Here is a 23955-nt window from a genome sequence, read left to right as displayed (position 1 = left end):
TGTCCCCCTTAGCCTTTATAGCGTTTAGGGAAAAAGAATAGCCGCATCGTCTGTTTAGTATTCGCCCGAAGGCGTACATTGAAGGGTAAGCGTGTCTATTCTTCCTCTATAAACGCTATAAAATGGCTTGATGTAGTCCTGTTGCTGTAATGCCGCCGTACTGATACTGACCTTCGTAGAACTCCCTGCGGTCTAGTATCCGTTTAACCTGTACTTTCGTAAACTGCTTGCCTTGCTGTGTCGTAAAGCCTTCTTGGTTCAGTTGAAATGAAATTTCGGATAACGTCCAATTCGGGTTCTGTTCCCGTATGTCAAAGAGCCGTTTTACTGCTTGAGCTTGCTTGTCATTCACTTCTATTGTCTTATGACCTTTACGGGCTTTGTAACCAAACGCCGCCCGTCCTCCTGCATAGCCGCCCTGTTGGGCTTTCTTGTTACGCCCTCTGCCTAGCTTGAGGGCGATTTCTAGCCGCTGATACTGGTCGAGCAATTCCATAAGACCGTTGATAAGAAAATCGCTTGGGTCTATCTTATGGATGGAATAAGTCGGCTGTTCGATACTTTTCACATCCACGCCGTACTTCTTGAACTCCCGATGAACCAAAACCTTTACGATGTCAGACCGCCATAAACGGCTTGTATTAAGCACGACAACAGCGTCATAGGTTCGTGTAGATAGGGCGGCTAACATGCTCTGAAAGCTGATTCTGTCCACTTCAAGAGCATCCTCATCCACCTTTGCCCCACTGATACCTTCATCCGTAAAGATGTCCTGCAAGTTCGATCCTTGTTCCTGACAAAAGGAGCGGATTTCATCCTGTTGGTACGCTAAACTGTAACCGTCTTTGGCTTGTCCGCTCGTTGATACTCTGACATAACCGATGACATTCATGCTGTTCCCTCCCCCTCCGTTACGATAATCACAATTTATGTAACGGTATTCCGTATCACTCTTCTATTATAGAACGGTACACCGTTGCAGACAATAGTTTTTCAGTGATATGATGGAGAAAATCACAACTTTGTAACGGTATTGCGTTACTTGGAGGTTCACTATGCCAGTCCGATTACGCCTTAGAGAAATCCTAGAACAACGGAACATTAGTCAACGGGAACTTGCACGAAGAATGAATATCCGCTCAAGCACAGTAAGCCACCTTTGCTCCGATAAAGTTAATGCTGCTTACTTCGATACATTGGAGCAAATTTGCAAAACACTCGACATTCAGCTTCATGAACTGATATTCATGGAGGATGAGTAATACTAAAGTGCAACTGGTACTTTGCTCACCACGCCGCCCAGTATGGCACATGGTATCGTTATGACATCCTCCCACTGTTCTTCCGCTAGTCTATCGAAGTCCAAAGTAGGACGTTGCCGCATTTGCTTCTCGATTCCCCTGCGGTAATACCCCGTTACTTGTTTCTGTTCCAGTTCGCCGCTCATCAATCCATTGATTCTTTGTTGCAGTTTCGGTTTCATCTGCTCAAGTCCAACGACTTGGGAACACAGATAAAGCCTATTGAATTGGGGCGGAAACTGGACTAGAACGCTCATCGGGATTTTCTCATCAGGCTTATACACGATTTCAAACCTCGTTAATTCGCTTTCGATTCTCACCCCACGCCTTTGTAGCAATTCCATCTTCTTGTCATACACTCGGCAGTATCCTGCTACTTGCCGCTGATGTCGCTTGTTGGAGTAGAACGTCCCCTTCCTCTTCTTCATATTCCGCCCCGTCAGAGACAGGACGAACATTTCAGTCAAGGGCAGCGGAATGTCGAATGCTACATCAGAGCGAACATAGAGTATTTCTGTTGCATGATTTCCAATCTCTGAAATCCAAGACTGGAAGTGAATCAAAGAGTCAGGAGGACATTCTAGCCGAAGCGTATGCTTCCTACCTAGACGGGCATAAACAAGCTGATACGAAAGATACGCCCAATACTTACCCTCCCTGACTCGAACACGGTACTTGAATCCCTTGTCCTTAACATAAAACGCAGCGTTGTAGTTTTCACAAAGCCGCTGACGAAGCGGATTGAAGAACCTCCAATACACGTTCGTAAAGTCAACTACAATGCGGTCAATCGAAACCTTTACTTCATTCATTGCTTAGCCCCCTGCGGAAATTTTTAACGAATTTCCGTCTATAATTAGAGGGCAAGGTGGCTAGCCTTCACGTTGCCTTACCTGTATATATCAACAGGCACGTTACCAGATTGTTCTCTCACAATAACCATCGCTCTATATTGCCAGTTAGTTGCGGACTAAATTGATAATTGACTGCTTTCCCACACACTATAAAAGTCGGTCTATGTATCTGAATAGTTGCGATTATTCTTTCTCGTCCTCCCTATCGTGTCGGTAATGCTATTTGTTCCGGATTTATTTGCATTTGCTCTTTGTTTCAGAAAAACGGGAGAAAACGAAGATAAGGAAATTCGGACTGTATACGATGGTAACTGATGATTTTGAGGTACAAACGAGGTCAGAAGATAACTGAAAAGGGGTATAAAATTCAAGCTAACTGAAAGAAATTGTGCGTACAGGGGTTTTGAGAATATCTCATACGGGGATATTGGACGTTAAGTTCATCATGTCTTAGCGGCCCGATTCATTCGGCACTGGGTGGGGTACAAAAAAAGCCTTAGAGGGAATTATCCTCCAAGGACTTATCAAGAAAATATTTTATCTATTCGACTTCGGTCATAATCTAATATCCAGTTATTATATTTCTCATAAACTGCTCTTAGCGTCCTTGTATCATCTGCTACAACATCCATACCTCTGTCATCGTAGAGATAAAATATGGATTTTTTCGTTTCATTGACCAAAAAGATATCTCCAACGATGCGCGGCTCGTATCCCATCTCTCGATTTGCAATTGCACCCAGTAATTCTTCGACCTTCAAATCTTTCACTTTAACCTTTGTGCAATATCGCAACGTAATAGTATCGTCGTCGCCATTTTCATCCGGGTCTTTATAGCGAAACTCTTGCTCTAGCTTGTCAATATCTTCATTTCTGACTCCAGACGCATACGCGAGAAAAAGTTCATAAACATCCTTCTCAAAAGAAGCCACCGGATTTTCATCCCAACTATCAACAAAAACTGTTAGATATACTTCATCAGTTCGCTGATTAAACTCGTTAAATATGGACAATGCCCTATGAATTACTCTTTCGACCCTACTACGCTCATTAAGATTGCCCCCTAGTTCAAATCTAATTGCAATTTCAGAACTGTAAAAAAGGGGGCTTTTTAATTGAAGCCTTGGAAATGTACTAGATAAAAACTCATCTAACTGTTTATTATAACCCATTCATACACCGCCCATGATATGTGTATGACGGAAGGGGGGGGAGATTCCCCCTCCCTCCACCAAATGCATTAATTCAGTTTGATTACAGTACCAGTCTGACTCTTGTGCTTATCTGTAATCCAGTTGCCGTACTCATCTGCATCTGCCTTCCAATGGAGTTCTTTACCTTTCTTTTCAAAAACCTTGTAAGCAGAGCAACCATGACCAGTTGTATCTTTCGCCCACCAGTACCCATTACTGTCTTGATAGGCTTTCACTTTTTGTCCGTGGAAATTATAAGTCAACTCTGCTTTCGCATTTGTTTTAATATCCCATTTCGTGGTTGTATTAGGTGTACTACAAGCATTATGAGTCCAAATACCAAGGTTTGAGACAAAATACGTATGGAAATCCTTCACCTTGAAATTGTAAACCGTAGCATGCCCCTGCTTAACCTCAATCTTCTCAATAGCTAATTCTTTGCCATCGGAGGTTGTCAGAACATCGCCCACCACAAGGTTCTTGGATTCCACCCAACCTTTGCCGATAATCCAAAACGGATGCTCATCGGTAGTTGTAATGACCTCGCCGCCAACAGTAATATTATACGTTTCCTTAACATCACGTTGGAAGAGCCATTCGACTTCCTTGTAAGCCATCTCGCCTGTCTCATCGTCTTTGGCTAGTACTTTGTCACCTACCTCGATTTCCTCGATAGGTTTCTCCCCTTCGTCTGTCAGCACCTTAGTCCCAGCTACAAAACAGTGACATGCGTTTTTTACAGTTGTTACTGCTTCGACAACTTTTTTCTCGTTTTTAACAGCACTTACCGCTATTTCTCCCGCTTTTGCAACATAAGATCCGGGTACGAATGGTACGAGCGCTGCCGTTACATCCCAAGCCAAATACCCCGTATTAGACCAACTTGGATCTTTATAAAGAGAATATGCGCTCCAACCAATACTAGCGACATCCAATAAAGTCTCAAACACATGCCCTGAAGGATCCACGCGAGTAAGTGGATTATTCTCTACGTACGTATACAAATTAAGACTTAACGGATTGATTATTTTCCCTTGATAGGGATCCTCATTAATAAATCTCCCCACGCTCGGATCATACCAGCGTGCCCTCAGATACTGTAACCCAGCACTGGAATCCCAGTATTCACCAGAATACAGGAATGGATTTGATTTCGTTTCTTTACTGGAGATGAGTCCGCCCCAAATATCGTACTGATACTGGTTTTGACTGGTGTTCCCCGTACTATCTCTAAGCTCCGTCACATCTCCGTGTCCATTCAGTAGATAGTAAGATTTCCCTTGGGAGTCTTGCCTTGCAATGAGTTCGTTTCCACGAATATACTGCACAGGGGCCGAGTCGACTCCATTTACGCGGCTGACTTCAGCAATAATTTGATTCTCATCATAATAGTAGTTAGCACATTTCCTGCATAGTCGTAGGAAGAAGAACTTGCTTTTTCGAATCCGTTCCCACGATTAACTTCCATGCCTACGATCTGGCCGCCAGCATTATAGGTTTCACGTATCTGAACGTTTGTAGCATCGGTTTTAATCTGTGTCCGGTTTATGGCATCATAGCTTATTTTAGAGGTGCCGCCGCCGTTCGGATAATCGACTTGAATCACACGACCCAATTTATCGTAGTTGTAGACGGTTTGTTTTGCGTTTGCATCTTCAATCCATTTCACTCGTCCAAGTCCATCGTAACCACTCTTTTGCGTTACACGATACGTGCCATCCTGGATTCCTTCTTCAATTTTCTGTCCAATGGAATCCCACTTCACCACTTGGCTTACCCCTGTTTCATCCGACAGAGTGGCCTGATTAGCAGCATCATTGTAATCCACTGAAGCAGCGGCATTATCTGGATAAATAACAAGAGTAAGGCGGCCAAGCACATCATAGTTATACTTTGTCTGATAACCGTTCCCATCGGTATACGAGACCATTCTTCCGCTTTGCGGGTCATAGTCCGCTTTCGTTTCAATGGTCTCCACAACGTCTTTGGCATTCTTCACCTGAACCGTTTGTTTCGTCAGGAATCCGTTGTTATATCCATATTCGTTTTGGTAGACCGTGTCCTTCGTATCATCGCTAATAATCAGTTTACCTATGTTTCCAAAACTGTCGATGCCCCCGTACTGGGTTCTGGTTAATAAAGCTCCATCTTGATTTTTGGATCGCACTTCCGTGATGGTTCCTTTATCATTTCGGTCAATTTCTGTAATCAAGCTTTGCCTTGAATCGGTTTGCTGAGTGACGGTTTTCAATAAATGAAGGCCATCATCATACGCATATCGGGTCGTGCTTCCAAGAGCATCTGTGCTCGTGACGATGTTCCCATAATCATCAAAGCTTCTCGAGGTGACAACAGGAGAAGAAGACTGATAACCTTTGGTGGTCACTTGAGTCGTTTCAATAGGTTCAGTTATTTTTCGAGCTTCATCATATTTAAAGGTAGTGGTGGTGCGCTCATCATCGGCGGAGGTCGTAATGCTATTTCCATAAAAGACCGACGGGGTGGATTCGCTAAATATTTTCCGGTAATCATATACCGTGGTACTTTCTGTGTTGGACACCGTTGCACCAAAGTTGGCAATGTTCTGTCCATATACAAAAAATCTTGCGCATCCCCCCACCATCCGCTATACTGGGAAAAATTTAATTGCGACAAGCGATGAACGGGGAAGTACCCGGCCGCGCCTGCATGCAGAGAGCCGGGAGGGTGGGAACCGGCTGCGGCAGGCCGGGGAAACGGTCCCGCGAGCTGGTGCCCGAACTCCGCCTTGCGGCGGACGCGTAGGCGCGCCCGGACTGGCCGATACCCTGCCGAGTTGCCTCCTGCCTGCAGGTTCATGCTCTCCGACCGGGAGCGTGTCCTGCCTACAGGAGGCCGACAAGAGTGGCACCGCGGACCCGACAAGGCCTCCGTCTCTTTTGAGACGGGGGCTTTTTGCCGTTCTCGCCCGCATAATCCAATAAGGAGGACATAGACGATGACATTGCTGAAAAGATCCGCCGCTGCGCTGCTTGCCCCGCTGACGGGGCTGAGTCAGGAGGAAATCGCATCACGGCTGGAATACCCGCCCAATGAAGAAATGGGCGATCTGTCGCTGCCCTGCTTCCCGCTGGCCAAGGAGCTGCGCCGCTCCCCGGCGGCGATCGCGGAGGAGCTCGCCCGCCGGCTTAACGGCGAGACCGATGATCCCGCGCCGGCGGTTATGCCGGATGAAGCTGGATGGAAATCAGATGCCGGCGCCCTTGCGTCCGAAACCGGCGATGCGCCCATCATTCATTGGCATGCCGATGCCGCCGGCGGTTACTTGAACCTGCGCGCCGAAGGCATCGGCTGGATGGAAGCCCTGCTCCGGGAAGCGGAGTCGCCCGGGCTCGGCCAGCTCTCCGACGGAGCAGGCAAGAAGGTCGTGATCGATTATTCCGCTCCGAACATCGCCAAGCCGTTCAGCATCGGGCATCTGCGCTCGACGGTGATCGGGCGCGCCTTGGCTAACCTGCACCGCGCGGCGGGATGGCGGGTCGAGACCGTCAACCATCTCGGAGACTGGGGCACGCAGTTCGGCAAGCTGATCGCGGCCTACAAGCATTGGGGCAGCCGCGAAGCGCTGGAAGCCGACCCCATCGGCGAGAGCCTGCAGCTCTACGTCCGCTTCCACGAGGAGGCGGATGCCCGTCCCGAGCTTCTCGACGAAGGCCGGGACTGGTTCCGCCGCCTGGAGCAGGGAGACGCGGAAGCACGCGAGCTGTGGTCCTTCTTTATCCGCGAAAGCTTGAAGGAATTCAACCGCTTGTACGCCCGCTTGGGAATCGAGTTCGATCATATTCTTGGGGAAAGCTTCTACAACGACAAGCTGCAGGCCGCCGTCGCCCGGCTCGAGGAGGCCGGACTGCTGGAGGAGAGCGACGGAGCTTCCGTCGTCCGCCTGGATGAGGAGAGCCTGCCCCCCTGCCTCATTCTGAAGTCCGACGGCTCCTCGATCTACGGCACGCGCGATCTGGCCACTGCTCTGTACCGCCGGGAAGCCATGCAGGGCGACAAGCTGCTTTACGTGGTCGGGGCGGAGCAGATCCTTCATTTCACTCAGGTGTTCCGGGTCCTCGACAAGCTCGATTGCTCCTGGAAAGACGTGCAGCGCGTGCATGCGCCGTTCGGCCTGATGAAGATGGACGGCAAGAAAATGTCGACCCGCCGCGGCAAAGTCGTCTTCCTGCAGGATGTGCTCGACGAGGCGGCGCAGCGCGCGCTCGCGGTCATCGACAGCAAGACGCCGGATCTGCCGGACAAGGAGGCCGTTGCGGAGGCGGTCGGCATCGGCGCCGTCGTCTTCGGAGACCTGCGCAACCGCCGCATGCTCGAGGTCGATTTCAATATGGATGAAATGGTCAGCATGGAAGGAGAGACCGGACCTTATCTCCAGTACACGTACGCCCGCGCCGCCAGTCTGCTGCGCAAGGCGGCAAGCCAAGAGCTTGCTCCCGCCGGACAATCCGGACCGTCCGGCTCCACGCTCGCCAACGAGCCGGACTTGACGGCCGGCCGCCCCGCTAGGCTGGAAGCTTTGTCCACGCCTGCCGCCCGAGGCTGCCTGATGGCTGTCGGCACCTATGCGGAAGCCATTCGCGGCGCGCTGCGCGAGCACGAGCCGTCGGTTCTGGCCCGCTACCTGCTCGATCTGGCGAAGAGCTTCAACCGGTTCTACAACAGCGAACGCATTCTGGGAACCGACGAAGGGGCCAGCCTTGCCCGCATTCGTCTCACGGGAGCCGCCGCCTCCGTGCTTAAGCACGGCCTCCATCTGCTGGGCATTCCGACCCCGGAGAGGATCTGACAGCCGGGCGGAGAACGAAGGCCGGGTGGGGAAAGAAGGCCGGGTGGGGAAAGAAGGCCGGACGGGGAAAAAGGCCGGGTGGAGCAGGGAAGCTTCAGCGGCATTGGAAAGGGAAAATCGCTCCTGCCGACCATTCAGGCAAGGACATCGGGAACCGGGACAAATTCAACTGCAAAGTTCAATTTAACTATTGATTAATATGGACTGAAATGGTAAAATTTGTTTACGAACACATGTCCCCCTGACTTGAAAGGAGCTAGATTCCACCATGCCGGAACGAAAAAACATCTCCCCAGACAAAAAAATGCCTTCTGAGGCGGAGCAGGACGAGCGCGTCCTTCTGCTTGCCAAGCAGCTCCTGCTGAAGCACCGTATCGCCTTCCGCAAGCTGGCGCATCGCTCATGACGACGAAGCTGACGATTCCCCAGCTGATCGGGATCCACATGCTTCATCAGGATACGTTCGGCGTCTTGCCGGGATTCCGCAATCCCGGCTTCCTGCTTCAAATAATAGATCGCCCCTTTCATGAGAGCTTCGGATCCTCGGATTCCGACAGCCTGATCCGACAGGCCGCGCTTTACTGGCATGGACTGGCCCGCTCCTTCGCTTTTCGGGAGGGCAATGCCGCCACGGCGATGCACGCGATGCTCACCTTCCTGCTCGTGAACGGCTGCGAGCTGGAGATCGATGAAGACGATCTCGTCGACGCAGCCATCCGGGCCGCGACCTGGAAAATGGAGCTGGATGAATGCGAAGCTTGGATCCGCGCGCGCTGCCCGGCCGAGCATGCGCTGAAGGCCCCGTCGCCGTAGCTGTCCCCTATGGACAAACCTCTGGCCTGAACCTTATGATAGATGGGATTGTTCCATATTCAGAATCATTCGGGTGCTTGCGCGGACATGTCCCATTCCGCCAGGCTTAATAGGGAAGTCCGGTTGAAGCCGGCGCGGTCCCGCCACTGTGAATGCCGAGCCTCTGCGCATGCAGCCACTGCCTTATGGCGGGAAGGCGCGCACGAGACGATGAAGCTGTAGCCAGGAGACCTGCCCGAATGTCTGCGCATCGATGCTCTTCGGGGGGTGAGAGCGGATGCGGCTGAGCTGCGGCCGACCGATACGGTCTATTTCCGCAGCCCATCTATGGTTACTTTTTCGCCGCCCTCGAGGCGGCTTTTTTCTTTTCGCTCCAAGGCTTGGCTTCTTTGGCGCTAATTCCGTCAAGCTTGCATCTTTTTTCGCTTCCGTGTCCGCCTCCTCAAGCGAAGCGGAAGAGATTCGCCTTTTCCGGCGCATGGGAAGCCGCGAGGTGCCGGAACCCCCCGAAGCGGCTACTATTTTAACCGAAGGAAGGTCGATCCGTTTTGAAACGCATGCTTACCCGAGCCTCGCTGTCCTGGATGCTCATGCTCGCCCTTATCGTCTCCCTTCTGCCGGCAGGCGCCGCGCCTGCATCCGCAGCCCCCGATGCCGCAAGCGCCCTGCGCCAAGCCGGCCAGACGCTGCTCAAAAGCGGGATCGCGTCGGATTGGGATGCCATCGCCGCCTCTCAAGCCGGCCTCGAGCTCCCGGCGTCCTATGCGGCCGGGCTTGCCAAGACGGTGCGCACGGAAGCCGCCGGCTTCACCAAAGTCACGGACCTGGAGCGTACGGCGCTCGCGGTGACCGCGATCGGCGAGGACGCCTCTTCGTTCCAGGGCGTCAATCTGATCGAGCGGATCGCCGCCAGCAGCCGCATGACGAACCAGGGCGTCAACGGTCCGATCTATGCTCTGCTTGCGCTGGATTACGGCGCTTATGAAGTGCCTGCCGCCGCGAAGTGGACGCGTGAAGCCCTTGTGGCCGAAGTGCTGAAGCATCAGGCGCAGGACGGAAGCTTCGCTTTCGACGGCGAAAAATCCGGAAACCCCGATCTGACGGGCGCCGCCCTTACCGCGCTTGCTCCTTACCTGGACAAGCCGGAAGCCAAGCAGGCCGGCGAGCGCGTCGTCTCCTGGCTGGCCAAACAGCAGGATAAGGACGGAGGCTTCACGAGCTACGGCGAATCCAGCAGCGAAAGCATCGCCCAGATCGTCATCGGCCTCGCCTCCGCGGGCATCGACCCTGCGGACAGCCGTTTCGTCCAAAACGGCAAAGGGCTGCTGGACAAACTGTTCACGTTCCGCAATGCGGACGGCAGCTTCTCCCACTCCCTGCCGCTGGCTGCCAATGCTTATGGCGCCTATCAGTCCGTCCAGGCTTTGGCCGCCTACGAAAAATTCAAAAACGGCGCCGGAAGGCTGTACGCCAAGCCCGCTCCAAGCGTGACCGTGAGCGTGGAAGGCCCGAACGCCACGCTGCTGGCAAGCGGCGTTACCCGCGCCGTGTATGCGCTGGATGCGCTGACGCAAGCCGCATCGGACGCCAAGCTGGCTGTGGAAGTGAAATCGATGCAGTTCGGCAAATACGTGTCTTCGATCGGCGGCATCGACGGCGGCAAGTTCGGCGGCTACGACGGCTGGCTGTTCGCCGTTCAGCGCGGCGGAGCCTGGATTACGCCTTCCGTCGGCATGGGAGACTTCGCTCTGCAGAAGGGCGACCGTCTGGCCGTCTTTTATGGAGACAACACGCAGCTGATCAGCTCCGCAGCGGTCAGCCCGCGCCAGCCGCGCGACAACGAAGCCTTCACCGTCCAGGTGAGCCGGCAGACCTGGGATTACACAGCCAACGCCTATACCATCACCCCCGCTGCCGGAGTGAGCGTGAAAGCCGGCTCCGTGACGGCAACTGCCGATGCATACGGCACGGCAACCTTCCAGGCGATGCCAGCCGGCAGCTATGACCTGACGGTGACGGGCTACAGCGACGCCAAGGCTCCTTCCGTGCTGAAGCATGTCCAGAAGCTGACCGTCGGCTCGACCTCCGCCCTCTTCTCCGACGAGAAGGAGATCGCGGCATGGGCCCGCAATTCCGTCCATGACGGATATGCTTCCGGTCTGATCAGCGGCATCGCCGGCAATGGCACGGCTCCTGCATTCGCGCCGAAGCAGAAGCTGACGCGTGCAGAGTTCGCTTCGCTGATCGTGCGTCTGCTCGGCCTGGAGCCGGCTTCGTCGGCGGGCGCAGCCTTCACCGATGTGAAGGCCGGCAGCTGGTACGAGCAGGCGGTGGTCACGGCTTCCGCCAGCGGCATCCTGACCGGCACCGGCGGCGGCAAGTTCCAGCCGGACGCTCCGATCAGCCGCCAGGATATGGCCGTCATTTTCGCCCGCGCCTTGAAGCTTGACCTGTCCGCAGCCCCTGCGGGCGGCATCAAGGACATCAAGTCCGTCTCCGCTTACGCGGCCGCATCCGTGAACGCCGTTCACGGCACCGAGCTGATGGTCGGCGACAAGGACGGCAACTTCAATCCGAAAGCGACCGTAACCCGCGAGATGGCGGCGGTAGCGATTGTGAACGTGTACGAGAGCCTGGCGCAAGCCGCCAACTAACGCTGCTTCAACGAACGACATCCAAGAGCCTTCCATCCGGAAGGCTTTTTTCGGCATCATTCAAAATTTGCGAAGGAAAATGAACGTTGCGGCGCTGCTCGATGCGCTGCTGATCGCCGGCGGAGCCGAAGAAAGAACATGGGAACCTCCGGAAGACCGGAGGTTGATGTTCATCCCCTGATCGGGAGACGATTCTATCTCGGAATCCCTTTGCCGCTGCGTAATCTGCGCAAGATTTCAGCACAGCAGTGAACTCATCCCGCTGATCTCAGCCCTGCCGCGGCGAAATCGTCCGGTTTGTAATCGCCAAGCCAGGGAATTACAATGGAGAAAGCTTATTTTTCATTACGGACGCGGCTGCCTTCTCATCCATTCCCGGCGGCGCGCAAAGGAGATTCCCGTGGCTAACTACCGTTGGAGCCGGAAGGCGTTCTGGCTCAGTCCTTTCGTCATCTTTACGCTCTCTCTTGTGTTCAAAATTTACTTGGCCGCTTTCGTCATCTACGGCGGCGAGCATGTATGGCTTCCTCTGCTGACGAGCCTGCCGTCGGTATGGGCCGCTTATTTCCTGATCGAGCTGCTGGCCAAGAAGCGCAAGCTCATGACGTATCTCATCGTCAACCTGCTGCTGACGACCGTCTATTTCGCCGTCATTATGTATTACAAATATTTCGGCATCATCGTCACTTATCACGCGCTCATGCAGATCGGGCAGGTTACAGAGGTGAAAGGCAGCGTCTTCCAGCTGCTTCATCCGTACTTCCTGCTCATCTATGTCGATATTGTCGCCGCATGGCTGCTGCTAGGCTTCAGCGGCAAATTCCGCCGCGCCTGGCGCGGCTTGGCCAACCGCAGGCTGATGCCTTCCTGGATTCCAGCAGCGGGATTCGTCCTGATGCTCGCTGTATGCACGGCCATCGTCTGGCCCAACCGCGGCATCTCCAACGAGCTGGTGCAGAACGAGCGCATGGGCATCCTCAACTACGAGGTGTTCCTGATGGCGACGGCGGGCAACGAGAAGCTCGTTCCCGCCTCAACCGTCACGCAGGAGGCCGTGAACAAGCTCAAGGGGGTGGCGGCTCCGCAGCAGCCGCTCTACGCGGGCGCCGCCAAAGGCCGCAATGTGATCGTCATTCAGCTCGAAGCGTTCCAGAACTTCTTGCTCAATAAAACCGTGGAAGGCAAGGAGATTACGCCGAACCTCAACAAGCTTATCCAAGAGAGCGCGTATTTCCCCCGCTTCTATCAGCAGGCCGGTTCGGGAAACACCTCCGATGCGGAGTTCCTGACCAATACCTCCTTCTACGTGCCGCTGCGCGTGCCTGCGACTCAAGCCTATGCGGGCAAATCCCTCCCCTCGATGCCGAAAGCATTCCAGGCGCAAGGGTATGAAGCGCTGACGTTCCATACGAACGATGTCGCGTTCTGGAACCGCAAGGAGCTGTACAAGGCGCTTGGCTTCAGCCGTTACTACGACACGGAGTTTTTCGGCAGCGAGGACAAGGTCGCGTTCGGCGCTTCGGATGAAGTGCTGTATGCCAAGACGGTGCAGGAACTGGCCAAGCAGCGCGACGAGGGCAAGAAATTCTATGCGATGCTCATCTCCATGTCCTCGCATCATCCATACAACATCCCGGACCGCAAAGTGAAGCTGAAGCTGTCCGACACGTACAAGGACTCCTTCGTCGGGGATTACATCCGCGCCCAGAACTACACGGACTATGCCCTCGGACAGCTGTTCCAGGAGCTGAAGGATGCCGGCTTGTGGGACAACAGCGTCATAGCCATCTATGGCGACCATATGGGATTGCCGATCTACTCGCTGTCCGATAGCGACCTCGATCTGCTGGAGAAGCTCGACGGACGCAAGTACGATTCCTCCCAAATGATGAATATTCCGCTCATCGTAACGGCTCCAGGCCTGCTTCAGGGCTCCGTTCAGACTCAGGTGGGCGGCCAAAGCGACATCTTCCCGACAATCGCGAATCTCGTCGGCCTGCCGATGGAGAACCATCTCCACTTCGGGCAGGATCTGTTCAACCAGCCGAGCAATCTGCTGCCGGAAAGGTACTACCTCCCGTCGGGCTCCTTCATCGACGATAGCGAAATCTTCGTGCCCGGCACCGGCTTCGGCGACGGCAGCCGGTTCATGCTGCCGACCGCGGCCGAAGCTTCCGCCAATGCGGCTCGGCTGAATGGCGGCGGGTCGGCTGGGAGCGCCGACAGTGGCTTGAGCTCTGCAGGCGGCCCGGCGGAGAATGCCGGCGGCTTGAGCTCTGCAGGCGGCTCGGCGGGGAATGCCGGCGGCGATCAAGGCGCAGCAAGCTCGGGCAGCGAAAAAGCAGGCGAAGCCAGTCCCGAGCCAGGCAAGCCGGGCGAGCCTTCCGGCACTGGCGGCACAGCCGGCCTCGGCAACGCTGCCGGAACAGGCGCCAAGCAAGGCAGCGACGGCGCGACACGCGACGAATTCGACCGCGCGCTGCAGCTGCTGCGCATGTCGGACAGCTACGTGCGCTCGCTGCCGTCCAACGACAAGGATCCCGAGCCCGAGGATGCAGGCGCAGAATCCCGCAAATCCAAGTAAAATGCGAATGCCCGGCGGATACGGTTCCGCCGGGCATTTTTGTATGCAACGATAGGCAAAGCTTTGTGAAGCCAGACTGCCATTCCGCTCTTTTCGGACCGGCGGTCTGGAGGAAATGCAGATAATTTCTCCATTGCCGCTCTCAATCGGACCTGCGCGCCGGGAATGGTGAGAATTTCTCCATAGCCGTCCTCTATCGCCCCTGCGCGCCGGGGCAATGCTGAGAATTTCTCCATAGCCGTCCTCTATCGGACATACGTTCCGTTATTTAAAGAAAAAACTCCATATCGCCCGGCTGCCGGACACACGTTCCGCTATTGCTGCCAAGTTCATCGTCATTCCGATAGTAGAACGTCAATAGCGGAACCAATGTCCGATAATTCCCTATTTGGCATGATTTCAGCGAAATAGCGGATCGTATGTCCGTCAACATCAAAAAGCGGCCTCATACCAAGCCGCTTATCTCGAACAACCATGCCTCATTTTCAGTAACTGAACGACAGCAAAGTAACTCCCGTCATCGCGTCCACGACAACATTCGTCTCCTGGCTGCCAGCACTTGGATGCTTGCTTCCGGAAGCTGCCGGATCGATGCCGGAGCCGCCAATATCGTCTTGTGCCACGCTGCTTTCAAAGCACACCACATAAACGGGAGTGCGCATGAGCTTGCGGGTTTCACGAAGGACAGGATTGGCCGCTAGAGCCTCTGGAGAGAAGGAGTTGAAATCCGGCTTGCTGATCAGACGATAGACGCAAGAGATGGAGGAGGCCGTCTTGGCCAAATTCGGATAGGCCCATTTGGCATTCTGCACGGCGCGGCCTTGGGAGACGAGATTCAGAGGCGCCTTGTTCTCGACGCCCGGATTCTCGAGCTTGATGCCCAGCTTCTCCAGAAGCGAGTCATCCTGGGCAACGGAGACAGGGATGGCGGAGCCCGCTGCCGCATCCGCGCGGCTGCCTCCGTGGTTGAAGTGCCAGCAGCCCAAAGCGACCAGCAGGCCGACCACTATCAGCCCGACTCCCATCAATCTCGATTGATCTCTCACGGCGCTTCCTCCCTACCCAGAATGGTTTCCGGCTTGTCGGCGGCACTGGCCCGGACACCCGCTCGTCCACCAGCCTATACGGTATAAACGTATTTGCATGAGGCAGGGTTGCTACGGGTCAGCAAAAGGTCTCTTCCAATCCAGTCCATTTAAGTGCAATCCAGTCCATTTCAGTCCATTTCAGTCCAGTTCAGTCCAGTTCGATCCCGATCCCAGAATCGCCATCTTAAACGGCCCTGCGCATGTTTCCATGGAGTTGTTTTATGGGCCTCAACGCTTTTCGACAGGTTTTTCCTATTACCCCAGCCGAGAAAGCATTGAAACGGAATTGCGCCTTTTTGTGGCAAAGATGGGAGCAGAGGAGGATATGGAACTGAAGCCAACTGGAGCGAAATAGGAAAGAAGCCAAGTATCCCTCCGCTTGGCTTGTCCATTTCTTCCGATGACTCGCTTGGCTTGTCCATTTCTTCCGATGACTCGCTTGGCTTGTCCATTTCTTCCGATGACTCGCTTGGCTTGTCCATTCCTTCCGGCGGCTCGCTTGGTTCTTCCATTCCTTCCAATTACAATCCTAAATTGATCCTCCGCAGCGCAACTACAGATCCTTGCGCTGGAAGCGCCACATGCCAAGCACAAAAGCAACGATCGTATAGGCCAGGGCGTACCAGAGAAATGCCGGAGAAGGGGCCGAGCCGACGCCGAACAGCATCATGATGCTGTCGACCTGCAGACCTGTAAACTGGGCCAGCGAATCCACGTTGAACAGCCGGTCCATCATCGTCCGCTGCAGGCCGTCGGCCGGCATCGCGAGCGACAGCAGCCCCGAGATCGTGCTCAGCGAGCCGCCTACCGTCTCCTGAAGCGAGGCGAACTGGGCGGCCATCTTGTCGATCATGCCGCCCAGCCATCCGCCGCCGTACAGCATCGTCATGAAAACTCCATTGCCGATCGCGGACAGATAGCCGGAGCCCATCATCGACACCGACACCAGCAGCGGAACGACGGAGGCGAACAGCAGATAAGCCGTAATAAGCGTGCCCATGTCCCTCGGAACGCCCGCATGCATGCCGGCAACGCCCAATATAGCCGTATACAGCACAAGAGCGTAGCCCATGCCAAAGCTGACGTATCCGAGCCAGCGTCCCGCATACCATTTCCAGCGGGGCATCGGGCGCGGCATCAGCGCCTGCATGACGCCCAGCTCCGCTTCGCCCGATATGACGGAGGAGGAGCTGAAGATGGAGAGGAAAGCAACGACGAACGCTCCGAAGAAAAAGCCCAGGCTGATGATGAACATGCCCCGGCTGTACCTTTCGACCAGAAGCTGCGGATCGTCGGGGGAAAGCCCATAGCCGCGCACTTCTCCGCCGATGGCCGAGGCGATGAACCAGAAGGCGATCAGGAACAGTACCGTCATGAACAGCGTGAGCAGCAGGACGCGCTTGCGCAGCAGCTCCTTCCAAGTCATGCGAAGAATGATGGTCATGCCTTCTCCCCCCTGTGGCTCTTGCCGGAGAGCTCGGTGACGAACCATTCCTCAAGCCTTGTTTTGGCGCGCGCCGATTCGTACAGCGTCATGCCTTGATCCATGATCACCGCATGCAGCCAGCCGGCCTGCTCGTCGTTCTCCAGCTCTACCTCCAGCACGGCGGAGCCGTCCGGTTCGGAGGCTGCGAGCGAGACCGCCAGCCCCGTTTCACCGGTCAGCCAATCCAACAGCGAGGGGATGAAGCCTCCGACGCGAAGCCTCCAGACTGGCCGCTGCTGGAGCACCTCCTCGACGGTCCCTTGCTGGAGAATGCGGCCGTCGTTGAGCAGCGCGACGCGGTCGCAGAGCGACTCCACATCCTCCATGAGATGGGAGTTGAGGAAGATCGTCTTGCCCTGGGATTTCAATTCATGGAGCAGCTCCCTCACCTCGCTGCGCCCGATGGGATCCATCGCCGAGGAAGGCTCGTCCAGAAACAGAATGCGCGGATCGCCGACCAGCGCGCAGGCAAGGCCCAGCCTCTGCTGCATGCCTTTGGAGTAATTTTTCACCCGGTCCCGCGAGCGCAGGCCGATGCCGACCCGCTCCAGCAGCTGCGGCACCCTCCGGTCCGCCTCGGCCCGGGGCAGGCGGCACAGCCGCGCGTGCAGGCGCACGACTTCTTCGCCGGTCAGCCACTCCTGGTACCGGTACAGCTCCGGCAAATAACCGATCAGCCGGCGGGCGGCAAGGCTCCCGATCGGCTCGCCAAACAGGGAAGCCCGACCTTCCGTAGGGAAGATCAGGCCGACCAGCATTTTGACGCAGGTGCTTTTGCCCGCGCCGTTGGGACCGAGGAAGCCGAAGGCTTCCCCTTCCCTGACGTTGATCGATACATCGCTGCAGCCGCGGCCGTTGTCGAACCGCTTCGTCAGCCCTTCGGTCTGGATGGCGGTCACGCGCTTATCAGCTCCTGCAGCTTGGCCTTGAACGCGTCCAGCTTGCCGGCGAACAGGCTGCCTCCGTCCATCGTGAACAGCTGGCCGTCCTTCACCCATGTCGCCGAATATCGGTCCTGGCCGTTGTCGCTGTAATTGAACTTGCTCAGGATGACGGAGATGCCCTGAACCGTGATGTTCTCCGACTTCCCGTCCGTGATGACCGGCATGACGAGGTTGCCCGTGGAGAGGAACTCGCTCTGCTGAAGCCCGGCCCGCAGCGATTGCGGCAGCAGCGGGAACTGCAGCACCGCATCCCTTGCATCCTCCAGGCCTATGCCGGGCTCCACCTCGACGGTCGGCACGAGCTGCTGCGAGATCGAAGCGTATTGTCCGTTCTCTCCGTTGGCCAGATCGTAGGAAACGGTTTTGCTCGTCTCGAGCTTCACTTCCTTGCCGTCTACGGATGCCGGCATCAGCTTGGACGCGCCCATCTGCTTCATCACTTTGTTGATTTCGTCCACGTTCATCTTGAGCGTCACCGTCTGTCCTCCGGAGATGAAGAACGCCTCCTGCTTGCCAGTCAAGCTCTCGGGCAGCATCGCGAAGTTCAGCTCGGCCGAAGCCTGCTCGCGGCTCAGATTGTCCTTGTAGCGTTCCGACTCCGACGTAAACGTCCCGAACCGGTTGATGGCCTCGCGGACTTGGCCGTCCGAGAAGGATTGAAACATCCGCTGCAGCTCGTTCTCGTCCACGCTGACGACCTGCTCCATGCGGAACTGGCCGAGAATGGACGCGAGCGCCTTGTTGCCGGCCGGCGTTGCCGCCGCCGTCACCACGATCAGCGCTGCTGCCGCGACAGTCGTCCAGCGGCGGGCACGGCCGCCCATCCGGCGGCGCGGCTTGGCGTTCGCCGATGCTGCCGTCTTGACGCGATCCTCAGCGCCGACATCAGCTGCCGTCGCGATCTTGAGCCCGCTGCCGCTGGCAGCCTCGGCAGCCGGGGCGTCCTGAACCGTACCGGCAGCCCCCGCTGCCGCCATTCCGCCTTCGCGATCCCATTTGTCCCATGAAGCATGAGGCTGCTCTCCCGCCATTGCGGCCTGCATCCGCAGCCAAGCCTCGTCCGTTTTTTTCTTCTCTGTGTCTGTATCTTTCCGTTGTTCCGTCATATTGGACCCATCCTCCTTCAATCAGGCTCATCCTGATTCGTCTTAGAAGCGTGGTGAAAAATAGCTGACTGCGGTCGGAATGGGTCTCCAATCGCTGTTGTAGTTCTGATTTCATTGAATATACAAGGGGAAATCAGACTACAAAGGCGAACGCTGACGCTTTTCCGACTCCACTTACGACCCTTCGGTCATTTTTTCACTACGCTTTTAGCGTAATTCCGCTTTCGGCTGAACCGATGCGAGCCCCGCCGGGCTTGTCAGGGCCATGCCCTCATCTCCCTGCCGCTGTTCGGCAGCCGCCGCGCATTTGCGCAGCCTCTCCGTCGCCCTCGCCAGCAGGGTGCCTACGACCGGCTGCCGTACCGACAGCTCCTCCGCTATCTCCGCGTAGCTGTATCCGGAGTACCGGAGCAGAAGCGCCCGGCGGTCCCGCTCGGGCAGCTCCTCCAGCCAGTCGCGCACCTCTTCCTGATCGAGCCTGCGCATCAGCTCGTCCTCGCCGGACGGGCTTGAAATCCCATCTACCGCGATTTGCTGCTCCTGCCGTTCAGCCAGCCTGCGCTGCCTTGCGGCGCTTCCCATATAGTCGTAAGCGAGCCTCGTCGCAACCCGGTGCAGCCATGCTCCGGCCGCCTCCAGGCTGTCCGGCGGCTGCCGGTACATTTTCAGAAACGTTTCCTGGGCCAGATCCTCCGCCACCGCCTCGTCGCGCAGAAGCGCGGTCAGCTTGCGAAGAACGGCCGGATGATGCTCATAGAACAACTGCTTGAACGTTGCCGATTCCGGAATCGTCAAAGGTCCCATCCTCCTTTCTTGCTGCAGCTGTATTAAAGACGAATGCCGTCGAGCAAATGTATCAGCCCCGGGGAATTAAACTTATCCGGCTTCCTTCCGCCGCTTTTCTCCCCTTTCCTTCCTTTGGCTGCCTTTCCTGAATTTTGACAAGGCCTTGCGCATTCCCCATAATGTAAACTGAATCTTAAATCTGACATTTTACGTAATGTTTTACTTATAAAATGTTAAGAAGGGAAGGTTTGACTTTGCAGAGAAATCGGTTTACCCGGATGTTCTCCAGCCGGCCTTTTTTGTTCTTTTCCATCATCATTCTGCTCAAATGCATGCTGACCTGGTTCGTGGTCTTCGACGACGGCCCGTCGTGGGCGATTCTCGTGACGGAGCTCCCGTTCGCATGGCTGATCTTCGGCCTGCTGGAGATGTTCGCAGGCAAGCGCAAGCTGATCTATTACGTCATTGCGGACGCCGCACTGACCGGCATCCTCTTCTCTGTCTTCATGTACCATAAATATTACGGGGTCATCGCCACCTGGCACGCGCTCCAGCAGGTCAACCAGGTGACGGCGGTCAGCAACAGCGTCTTCTCGCTGATGGATCCCTACTATACGCTGATCTTCCTCGATATCATCGTCCTGGCCGTCATTCTGATCCGCAAGCGGCGAGAGCTGCTGAACAAGCCCGCCGCGCGCTTCAATCGGCGAAAAGCCGTGTTCGCCGGGGTCGCAGTGCTGTCCTTTGCCCTGTGCCTGTTCAATATCGTGCCGAACCGCGCCAGCATGAACGAGCACACCAAAGCCGAGGAGATGGGCATCCTGAGCTACGAGGCGTTCGCGCTCGTGGACCGGGGACAGACGGAGCTGGAAGACCCGGAGAAAGTGACGCAAGCCCGCATCGACGAGCTCAAGGGCATTGATTCGGATCAGAAGTCCGCATTCCAAGGCGCTGCACAAGGCAAGAACATCATCGTCCTGCAGCTGGAATCGTTCCAGAACTTCCTGATCGGCCTTGAGCTGGACGGGCGCGAGGTAACTCCGAACCTCAACAAGCTGGCGCAGGAAAGCCTGTACTTCAACAACTTTCATCAAATGGTCGGCCAGGGCAATACCTCCGACGCGGAGTTCGTCGTCAATACGAGCTTCTATATCCCGCGCAGCGGAGCTGCGACGATGTCCTATGCCTACAAGGAAGTTCCGAGCCTGCCCAAGCTGCTGAAAAAGCAGGACTATCAATCCGCGACCTTCCATACGAACGTCGTCGACTTCTGGAACCGCCGCGAGCTGTACAAGGCGGTCGGCTTCGACCGGTTTTACGACCAGGAGTTTTTCGGCAAGGACAACCAGGTGTTCTTCGGCGCCGACGACGAGACGCTGTATGCCAAGTCGGTCGGCAAGCTCAAGGAGATGAGCGGCGAGGGCAAGCCGTTCTATGCCCAGATCATCTCGATGACGGCCCACCATCCGTTCACGCTTCCGGAAGGGCTGAGCCGCTTCGAGCTTCCGGATCGGTACGAGAACACGTTTGTCGGCGATTATATCGCCTCCCAAAGCTATGCCGACTACGCCTTCGGCAAGCTGGTGGAGGAGCTCGAGGCGGCGGGACTGTGGGAGGATTCCCTCCTCGTCGTCTACGGCGACCATCAAGGACTTCCGCTCTATTCCCTCGACCGCAAGGACAAGGAGCTCATGCAAGAAATTCTGGGCCATGAATACGGCTACCCGGACATGATCAACGTTCCGCTCCTTCTCTCGCTTCCTGGCGCCCTTCCAGGGACCGAGCTGGATACGCTCGGCGGCCAGGTCGACCTGCTTCCGACCATCGCGGGCCTTGCGGGAGCATCGCTGGACGGACAGCTTCATTTCGGCCAGGATCTGCTCAGCCAAACGCAAAACATCCTGCCGCAGCGCTATTATCTGCCTTCCGGCACGCTGCTCAGCGGCAGCTCGATGTACATTCCCGGCATCGGGTACGACGACGGGAGCCGCTATCCGCTGAAGTCGGGCGTCCCTGCCGCAGGCTCCGACGAGGACGCCTACAATCGGGCGCTGGAGCTGCTCCGCCTGTCGGACAGCTATATGGAAGCCTTGCCGGAGCATGGAGGCGATCAGCGCTGACTTCCGCACTCCTTATCGATGCCGCCAAGATGACCGTCCTGCGGACGCTCGATCTGGACGGCGTCCGCGTCGCCGTACATGACCGCAAGAAGGCCGCTCCTCTAGGGGCGGCCTTCTTGCGTTTTTTCCAGCCGTCGCGGTTGCCCGCGCCTCCGGCAGGGTTAATTGTAAGTAGGAATCTACAGAAGGGGTGATGGCGGATGCTGGGCAAGCTGATGAATCTGCTGGGAGAGCCGGCGAAGATCGGCGACGGAGAAAAGAAATACGAAGGGGAACCGTTCTATAGGGAGCTTGCATCTACCGAGGCCGGGCTGCTTCCGGGGATGCCGGCAGAACTCGCCGAGGAGGAGCGCAGGCTCGAGGAGGCCTTGCCTGAGGAATGGCTGCTGCAGGTGCGAGAAACGGTGCTGCGCGCCAACCCCGAGCTGACGGATGAGAAATACAGCTGGATGGAACGGGAGCTCAAACGTCATTTTTTGCTCATCGGCCTGCTCCGCCGCATCTCCTTGTACAGTGCTGAAGCAGGTCTGATCTGGCGGGAGCTGGCCTTATTCGAGCAAGAGTACCAGCATTTCTGCGAGAGTTACGCCGGTTATTATATTCAAGTGCAGACAGCCGTAGCCGTCCCCTCTCCGTCTCCCTCGTCCGACAGCGCGGAGAGAGCCTGCTTCGAGCTTCTGTACATGCTTCTGTTCCCTGTCGAGGCTGAGAACGAGCTGCTGCTCGGCCCTTTCCATCGCCACAAGCTGAGCCAGAAGCTTCTCGATGAGCTGCATGACCGGGAGCTGCCGCAATGCAGCGCGCTCGGATTTGTTGAAACTTCACACGAAAGCCTTACCGCCGTTGCGGAGAGTCTCACCTCCTCGCTTCGGGACCGGTACGAGGCCGCCCGGGAATGCAGCGCCGCGCGCAGGCTTTCCGAGCCTCATGCCTCCGACCCCGCGACGGTGCTGCTGACGAGCAGCCTTGCCGGAGAGAGGTTCCCGTTCGATGCCGACGAGCAGCTGGAAGCTCCGGAGGCCGAGCATGGACGGCCGGGCGCTCCGCAAGGCTCTGCCCGGGCAAGCCAAAAAGGCCCTCGGCCATGACGGACATGGCCGGGACCTTGCTGTTTAGCTTCTCCTGGCAACGAAGAGCTGCGGATTACTTGGAGTCGGGGCCGCCGAGCAGTCCGAGCAGCTGCGGCGGAATCTGGAGGCCGCGGCGCTCTCCCTCGCCGAACAGCGCCGGCAGGAAGTCGCCTTCTTCCTCTTCTTCCTCCTGCAGGGACTGGACTTCCCGATGCAGCCGCTCCATCTTGAGGTCCAGCGCAGCGGCCGAGTCCGCCGCCTCCTTGAGCTCGCGAAGCAGATGCTCGGGAACGGCTTTGTTGTATTTGTAATACAGCTTGTGCTCGAGGCTTGCCCAGAAATCCATCGCAATCGTGCGGATCTGCACCTCGACGAGCACCTTCTCCTGACGATCCGACATGTAGACCGGCACCTCGATCAGAAGATGGAAGCTCTGATAGCCGTTCGGCTTGGGATGAGCGATATAATCCTTGACCTGCACGATGGCGAGATCCTTCTGCACCTTGAGCATGTCGTGGATCAGGTAAATATCGGATACGAACGAGCAGGTGATCCGAAGGCCGGCGATATCCTGGATCTTCTCCTTGATCGCGGGCAGCGAGAACTCGCAATTTTTGCGGTAGATCTTGTTCATGATGCTTTCAGGCGATTTCACGCGCGACTTCGTATGCTCGATCGGATTGTAGTCGTGGAGAAGCTGGAATTCCTCCTTGAGGATTTCGATCTTCGTCTCCATCTCGTCCAGGGCGAACTTGTACATCATCATGAAACGGGTAATGTCGTTCTTCAGCTTCTTGAATGGCTGCAGCTGCGAAGAGTTCATGGATGGCTCCTTGCCCGGCCGCTTGGGCCGCTTTGATCCCCCTTATCATCTCACAATACGCCCCCTGATTTCAAAAAAACGGTCCGGGCGCGCCTGGAGCCGTCCCGTCTGGATATGGCAGCCCCATCGGGCACGGGGAAGCGGCCTGCCGGAAAGGCCGGAAGATCCTTCAACGGGAGCAGCGCTCCGCCCCCGTCCGCGGAAGCCGAGCGCTTTGCAGCGTCTTGGCGCCAAACTTTCCATGAAAGGGATATAATCTTCTGCTGTCATCGCCAGGCCCGGACACAGAAGCAGAGGCAGCAAAT

20 protein-coding genes and 1 riboswitch are annotated in these 23955 nt (G+C 56.1%); of the genes, 8 read left to right on the top strand and 12 right to left on the bottom strand.

Annotated elements, in window-relative coordinates; all coding sequences use genetic code 11:
- Window positions 1–115 precede the first annotated feature (115 nt).
- Window positions 116–892, bottom strand: coding sequence for a recombinase family protein (locus ACLBWT_RS13705; protein WP_447663671.1), 777 nt, complete (start codon window positions 890–892; stop codon window positions 116–118).
- A gap of 163 nt (window positions 893–1055) precedes the next feature.
- Between ACLBWT_RS13705 and ACLBWT_RS13700 the strand changes: the two genes are divergently transcribed.
- Complete coding sequence (locus tag ACLBWT_RS13700) at window positions 1056–1262, top strand: helix-turn-helix domain-containing protein (RefSeq protein ID WP_447663670.1); 207 nt, start codon at window positions 1056–1058, stop codon at window positions 1260–1262.
- Between the two features lie 2 nt (window positions 1263–1264).
- Here ACLBWT_RS13700 and ACLBWT_RS13695 read toward each other — a convergent pair whose 3' ends face one another.
- The 4 genes from ACLBWT_RS13695 to ACLBWT_RS13680 form a co-directional block, all read right to left on the bottom strand.
- The gene (locus tag ACLBWT_RS13695; RefSeq protein ID WP_447663668.1) at window positions 1265–2113 is read right to left on the bottom strand and encodes a replication initiation factor family protein; all 849 of its coding nucleotides are present in this window, start codon (window positions 2111–2113) and stop codon (window positions 1265–1267) included.
- 566 nt (window positions 2114–2679) lie between these two features.
- Window positions 2680–3327 (bottom strand): DUF3885 domain-containing protein, encoded by a 648-nt coding sequence (locus tag ACLBWT_RS13690; RefSeq protein WP_447663667.1) that lies wholly within the window; start codon window positions 3325–3327, stop codon window positions 2680–2682.
- Between the two features lie 68 nt (window positions 3328–3395).
- Window positions 3396–4592 carry a polymorphic toxin-type HINT domain-containing protein gene (locus tag ACLBWT_RS13685; protein ID WP_447663665.1) on the bottom strand — a complete coding sequence of 399 codons (1197 nt, stop codon included), beginning with the start codon at window positions 4590–4592 and terminating at the stop codon, window positions 3396–3398.
- 104 nt (window positions 4593–4696) lie between these two features.
- Window positions 4697–5908, bottom strand: a complete 1212-nt coding sequence (locus tag ACLBWT_RS13680) for a hypothetical protein (protein ID WP_447663663.1) — start codon at window positions 5906–5908, stop codon at window positions 4697–4699.
- A gap of 417 nt (window positions 5909–6325) precedes the next feature.
- Between ACLBWT_RS13680 and argS the strand changes: the two genes are divergently transcribed.
- From argS to ACLBWT_RS13655, 5 genes are all read left to right on the top strand, one after another.
- Window positions 6326–8176: an arginine--tRNA ligase gene (gene argS, locus ACLBWT_RS13675; RefSeq protein WP_447663661.1), complete on the top strand. Its 1851-nt coding sequence runs from the start codon at window positions 6326–6328 to the stop codon at window positions 8174–8176.
- A gap of 268 nt (window positions 8177–8444) precedes the next feature.
- A complete protein-coding gene (locus ACLBWT_RS13670; RefSeq protein WP_447663660.1) occupies window positions 8445–8582 on the top strand; it encodes a hypothetical protein in 138 nt (45 codons plus the stop codon).
- A complete protein-coding gene (locus tag ACLBWT_RS13665; protein ID WP_447663658.1) occupies window positions 8579–8989 on the top strand; it encodes a type II toxin-antitoxin system death-on-curing family toxin in 411 nt (136 codons plus the stop codon). Before ACLBWT_RS13670 ends, ACLBWT_RS13665 begins: the two co-directional genes overlap by 4 nt.
- 54 nt (window positions 8990–9043) lie before the next feature.
- Window positions 9044–9242, top strand: a riboswitch (cobalamin riboswitch).
- A gap of 304 nt (window positions 9243–9546) precedes the next feature.
- Window positions 9547–11643, top strand: coding sequence for an S-layer homology domain-containing protein (locus ACLBWT_RS13660; RefSeq protein ID WP_447663705.1), 2097 nt, complete (start codon window positions 9547–9549; stop codon window positions 11641–11643).
- Window positions 11644–12043: 400 nt separating this feature from the next.
- The gene (locus ACLBWT_RS13655) at window positions 12044–14227 is read left to right on the top strand and encodes a sulfatase-like hydrolase/transferase (protein WP_447663656.1); all 2184 of its coding nucleotides are present in this window, start codon (window positions 12044–12046) and stop codon (window positions 14225–14227) included.
- A gap of 485 nt (window positions 14228–14712) precedes the next feature.
- On the opposite strand, the gene ACLBWT_RS13650 is transcribed toward ACLBWT_RS13655, so the two are convergent.
- The 6 genes from ACLBWT_RS13650 to ACLBWT_RS13625 form a co-directional block, all read right to left on the bottom strand.
- Window positions 14713–15273, bottom strand: coding sequence for a hypothetical protein (locus tag ACLBWT_RS13650; protein ID WP_447663654.1), 561 nt, complete (start codon window positions 15271–15273; stop codon window positions 14713–14715).
- A gap of 170 nt (window positions 15274–15443) precedes the next feature.
- Complete coding sequence (locus ACLBWT_RS13645) at window positions 15444–15827, bottom strand: hypothetical protein (RefSeq protein ID WP_447663652.1); 384 nt, start codon at window positions 15825–15827, stop codon at window positions 15444–15446.
- A 41-nt stretch (window positions 15828–15868) separates the two neighbouring features.
- Window positions 15869–16759: an ABC transporter permease subunit gene (locus ACLBWT_RS13640; protein WP_447663651.1), complete on the bottom strand. Its 891-nt coding sequence runs from the start codon at window positions 16757–16759 to the stop codon at window positions 15869–15871.
- Window positions 16756–17700: an ABC transporter ATP-binding protein gene (locus ACLBWT_RS13635; protein ID WP_447663649.1), complete on the bottom strand. Its 945-nt coding sequence runs from the start codon at window positions 17698–17700 to the stop codon at window positions 16756–16758. The genes ACLBWT_RS13640 and ACLBWT_RS13635 overlap by 4 nt, the downstream gene beginning before the upstream one ends.
- Window positions 17697–18851: a hypothetical protein gene (locus ACLBWT_RS13630; protein WP_447663647.1), complete on the bottom strand. Its 1155-nt coding sequence runs from the start codon at window positions 18849–18851 to the stop codon at window positions 17697–17699. The genes ACLBWT_RS13635 and ACLBWT_RS13630 overlap by 4 nt, the downstream gene beginning before the upstream one ends.
- Window positions 18852–19058: 207 nt before the next feature.
- Window positions 19059–19646 (bottom strand): sigma-70 family RNA polymerase sigma factor, encoded by a 588-nt coding sequence (locus ACLBWT_RS13625; RefSeq protein ID WP_447663645.1) that lies wholly within the window; start codon window positions 19644–19646, stop codon window positions 19059–19061.
- A 245-nt stretch (window positions 19647–19891) separates the two neighbouring features.
- On the opposite strand from ACLBWT_RS13625, the gene ACLBWT_RS13620 reads away from it, so the two are divergent.
- Together ACLBWT_RS13620 and ACLBWT_RS13615 are read left to right on the top strand one after the other, a co-directional pair.
- A complete protein-coding gene (locus tag ACLBWT_RS13620) occupies window positions 19892–21757 on the top strand; it encodes an LTA synthase family protein (RefSeq protein WP_447663644.1) in 1866 nt (621 codons plus the stop codon).
- Between the two features lie 200 nt (window positions 21758–21957).
- Window positions 21958–22845 carry a hypothetical protein gene (locus ACLBWT_RS13615; protein ID WP_447663643.1) on the top strand — a complete coding sequence of 296 codons (888 nt, stop codon included), beginning with the start codon at window positions 21958–21960 and terminating at the stop codon, window positions 22843–22845.
- A gap of 55 nt (window positions 22846–22900) precedes the next feature.
- On the opposite strand, the gene ACLBWT_RS13610 is transcribed toward ACLBWT_RS13615, so the two are convergent.
- Entirely contained in the window at window positions 22901–23650 is a 750-nt protein-coding gene (locus ACLBWT_RS13610; RefSeq protein WP_447663641.1) for a GTP pyrophosphokinase, read from the bottom strand.
- Window positions 23651–23955: the final 305 nt, after the last annotated feature.

It is taken from the genome of Paenibacillus sp. D51F, from assembly GCF_053345695.1.
This window is presented reverse-complemented; position numbering and strand designations above follow the sequence as displayed.

What these genes read in the sequence shown, in the direction of transcription:
- ACLBWT_RS13630 (WP_447663647.1), bottom strand. Translation starts at nt 18,851, where the DNA reads ATGACGGAACAACGGAAAGATACAGACACAGAGAAGAAAAAAACGGAC.
- ACLBWT_RS13610 (WP_447663641.1), bottom strand. Translation starts at nt 23,650, where the DNA reads ATGAACTCTTCGCAGCTGCAGCCATTCAAGAAGCTGAAGAACGACATT.
- ACLBWT_RS13665 (WP_447663658.1), top strand. Translation starts at nt 8,579, where the DNA reads ATGACGACGAAGCTGACGATTCCCCAGCTGATCGGGATCCACATGCTT.
- ACLBWT_RS13700 (WP_447663670.1), top strand. Translation starts at nt 1,056, where the DNA reads ATGCCAGTCCGATTACGCCTTAGAGAAATCCTAGAACAACGGAACATT.
- ACLBWT_RS13660 (WP_447663705.1), top strand. Translation starts at nt 9,547, where the DNA reads ATGCTTACCCGAGCCTCGCTGTCCTGGATGCTCATGCTCGCCCTTATC.
- ACLBWT_RS13705 (WP_447663671.1), bottom strand. Translation starts at nt 892, where the DNA reads ATGAATGTCATCGGTTATGTCAGAGTATCAACGAGCGGACAAGCCAAA.
- ACLBWT_RS13640 (WP_447663651.1), bottom strand. Translation starts at nt 16,759, where the DNA reads ATGACCATCATTCTTCGCATGACTTGGAAGGAGCTGCTGCGCAAGCGC.
- ACLBWT_RS13690 (WP_447663667.1), bottom strand. Translation starts at nt 3,327, where the DNA reads ATGGGTTATAATAAACAGTTAGATGAGTTTTTATCTAGTACATTTCCA.
- argS (WP_447663661.1), top strand. Translation starts at nt 6,326, where the DNA reads ATGACATTGCTGAAAAGATCCGCCGCTGCGCTGCTTGCCCCGCTGACG.
- ACLBWT_RS13645 (WP_447663652.1), bottom strand. Translation starts at nt 15,827, where the DNA reads ATGGAAGAACCAAGCGAGCCGCCGGAAGGAATGGACAAGCCAAGCGAG.
- ACLBWT_RS13670 (WP_447663660.1), top strand. Translation starts at nt 8,445, where the DNA reads ATGCCGGAACGAAAAAACATCTCCCCAGACAAAAAAATGCCTTCTGAG.
- ACLBWT_RS13615 (WP_447663643.1), top strand. Translation starts at nt 21,958, where the DNA reads ATGCTGGGCAAGCTGATGAATCTGCTGGGAGAGCCGGCGAAGATCGGC.
- ACLBWT_RS13695 (WP_447663668.1), bottom strand. Translation starts at nt 2,113, where the DNA reads ATGAATGAAGTAAAGGTTTCGATTGACCGCATTGTAGTTGACTTTACG.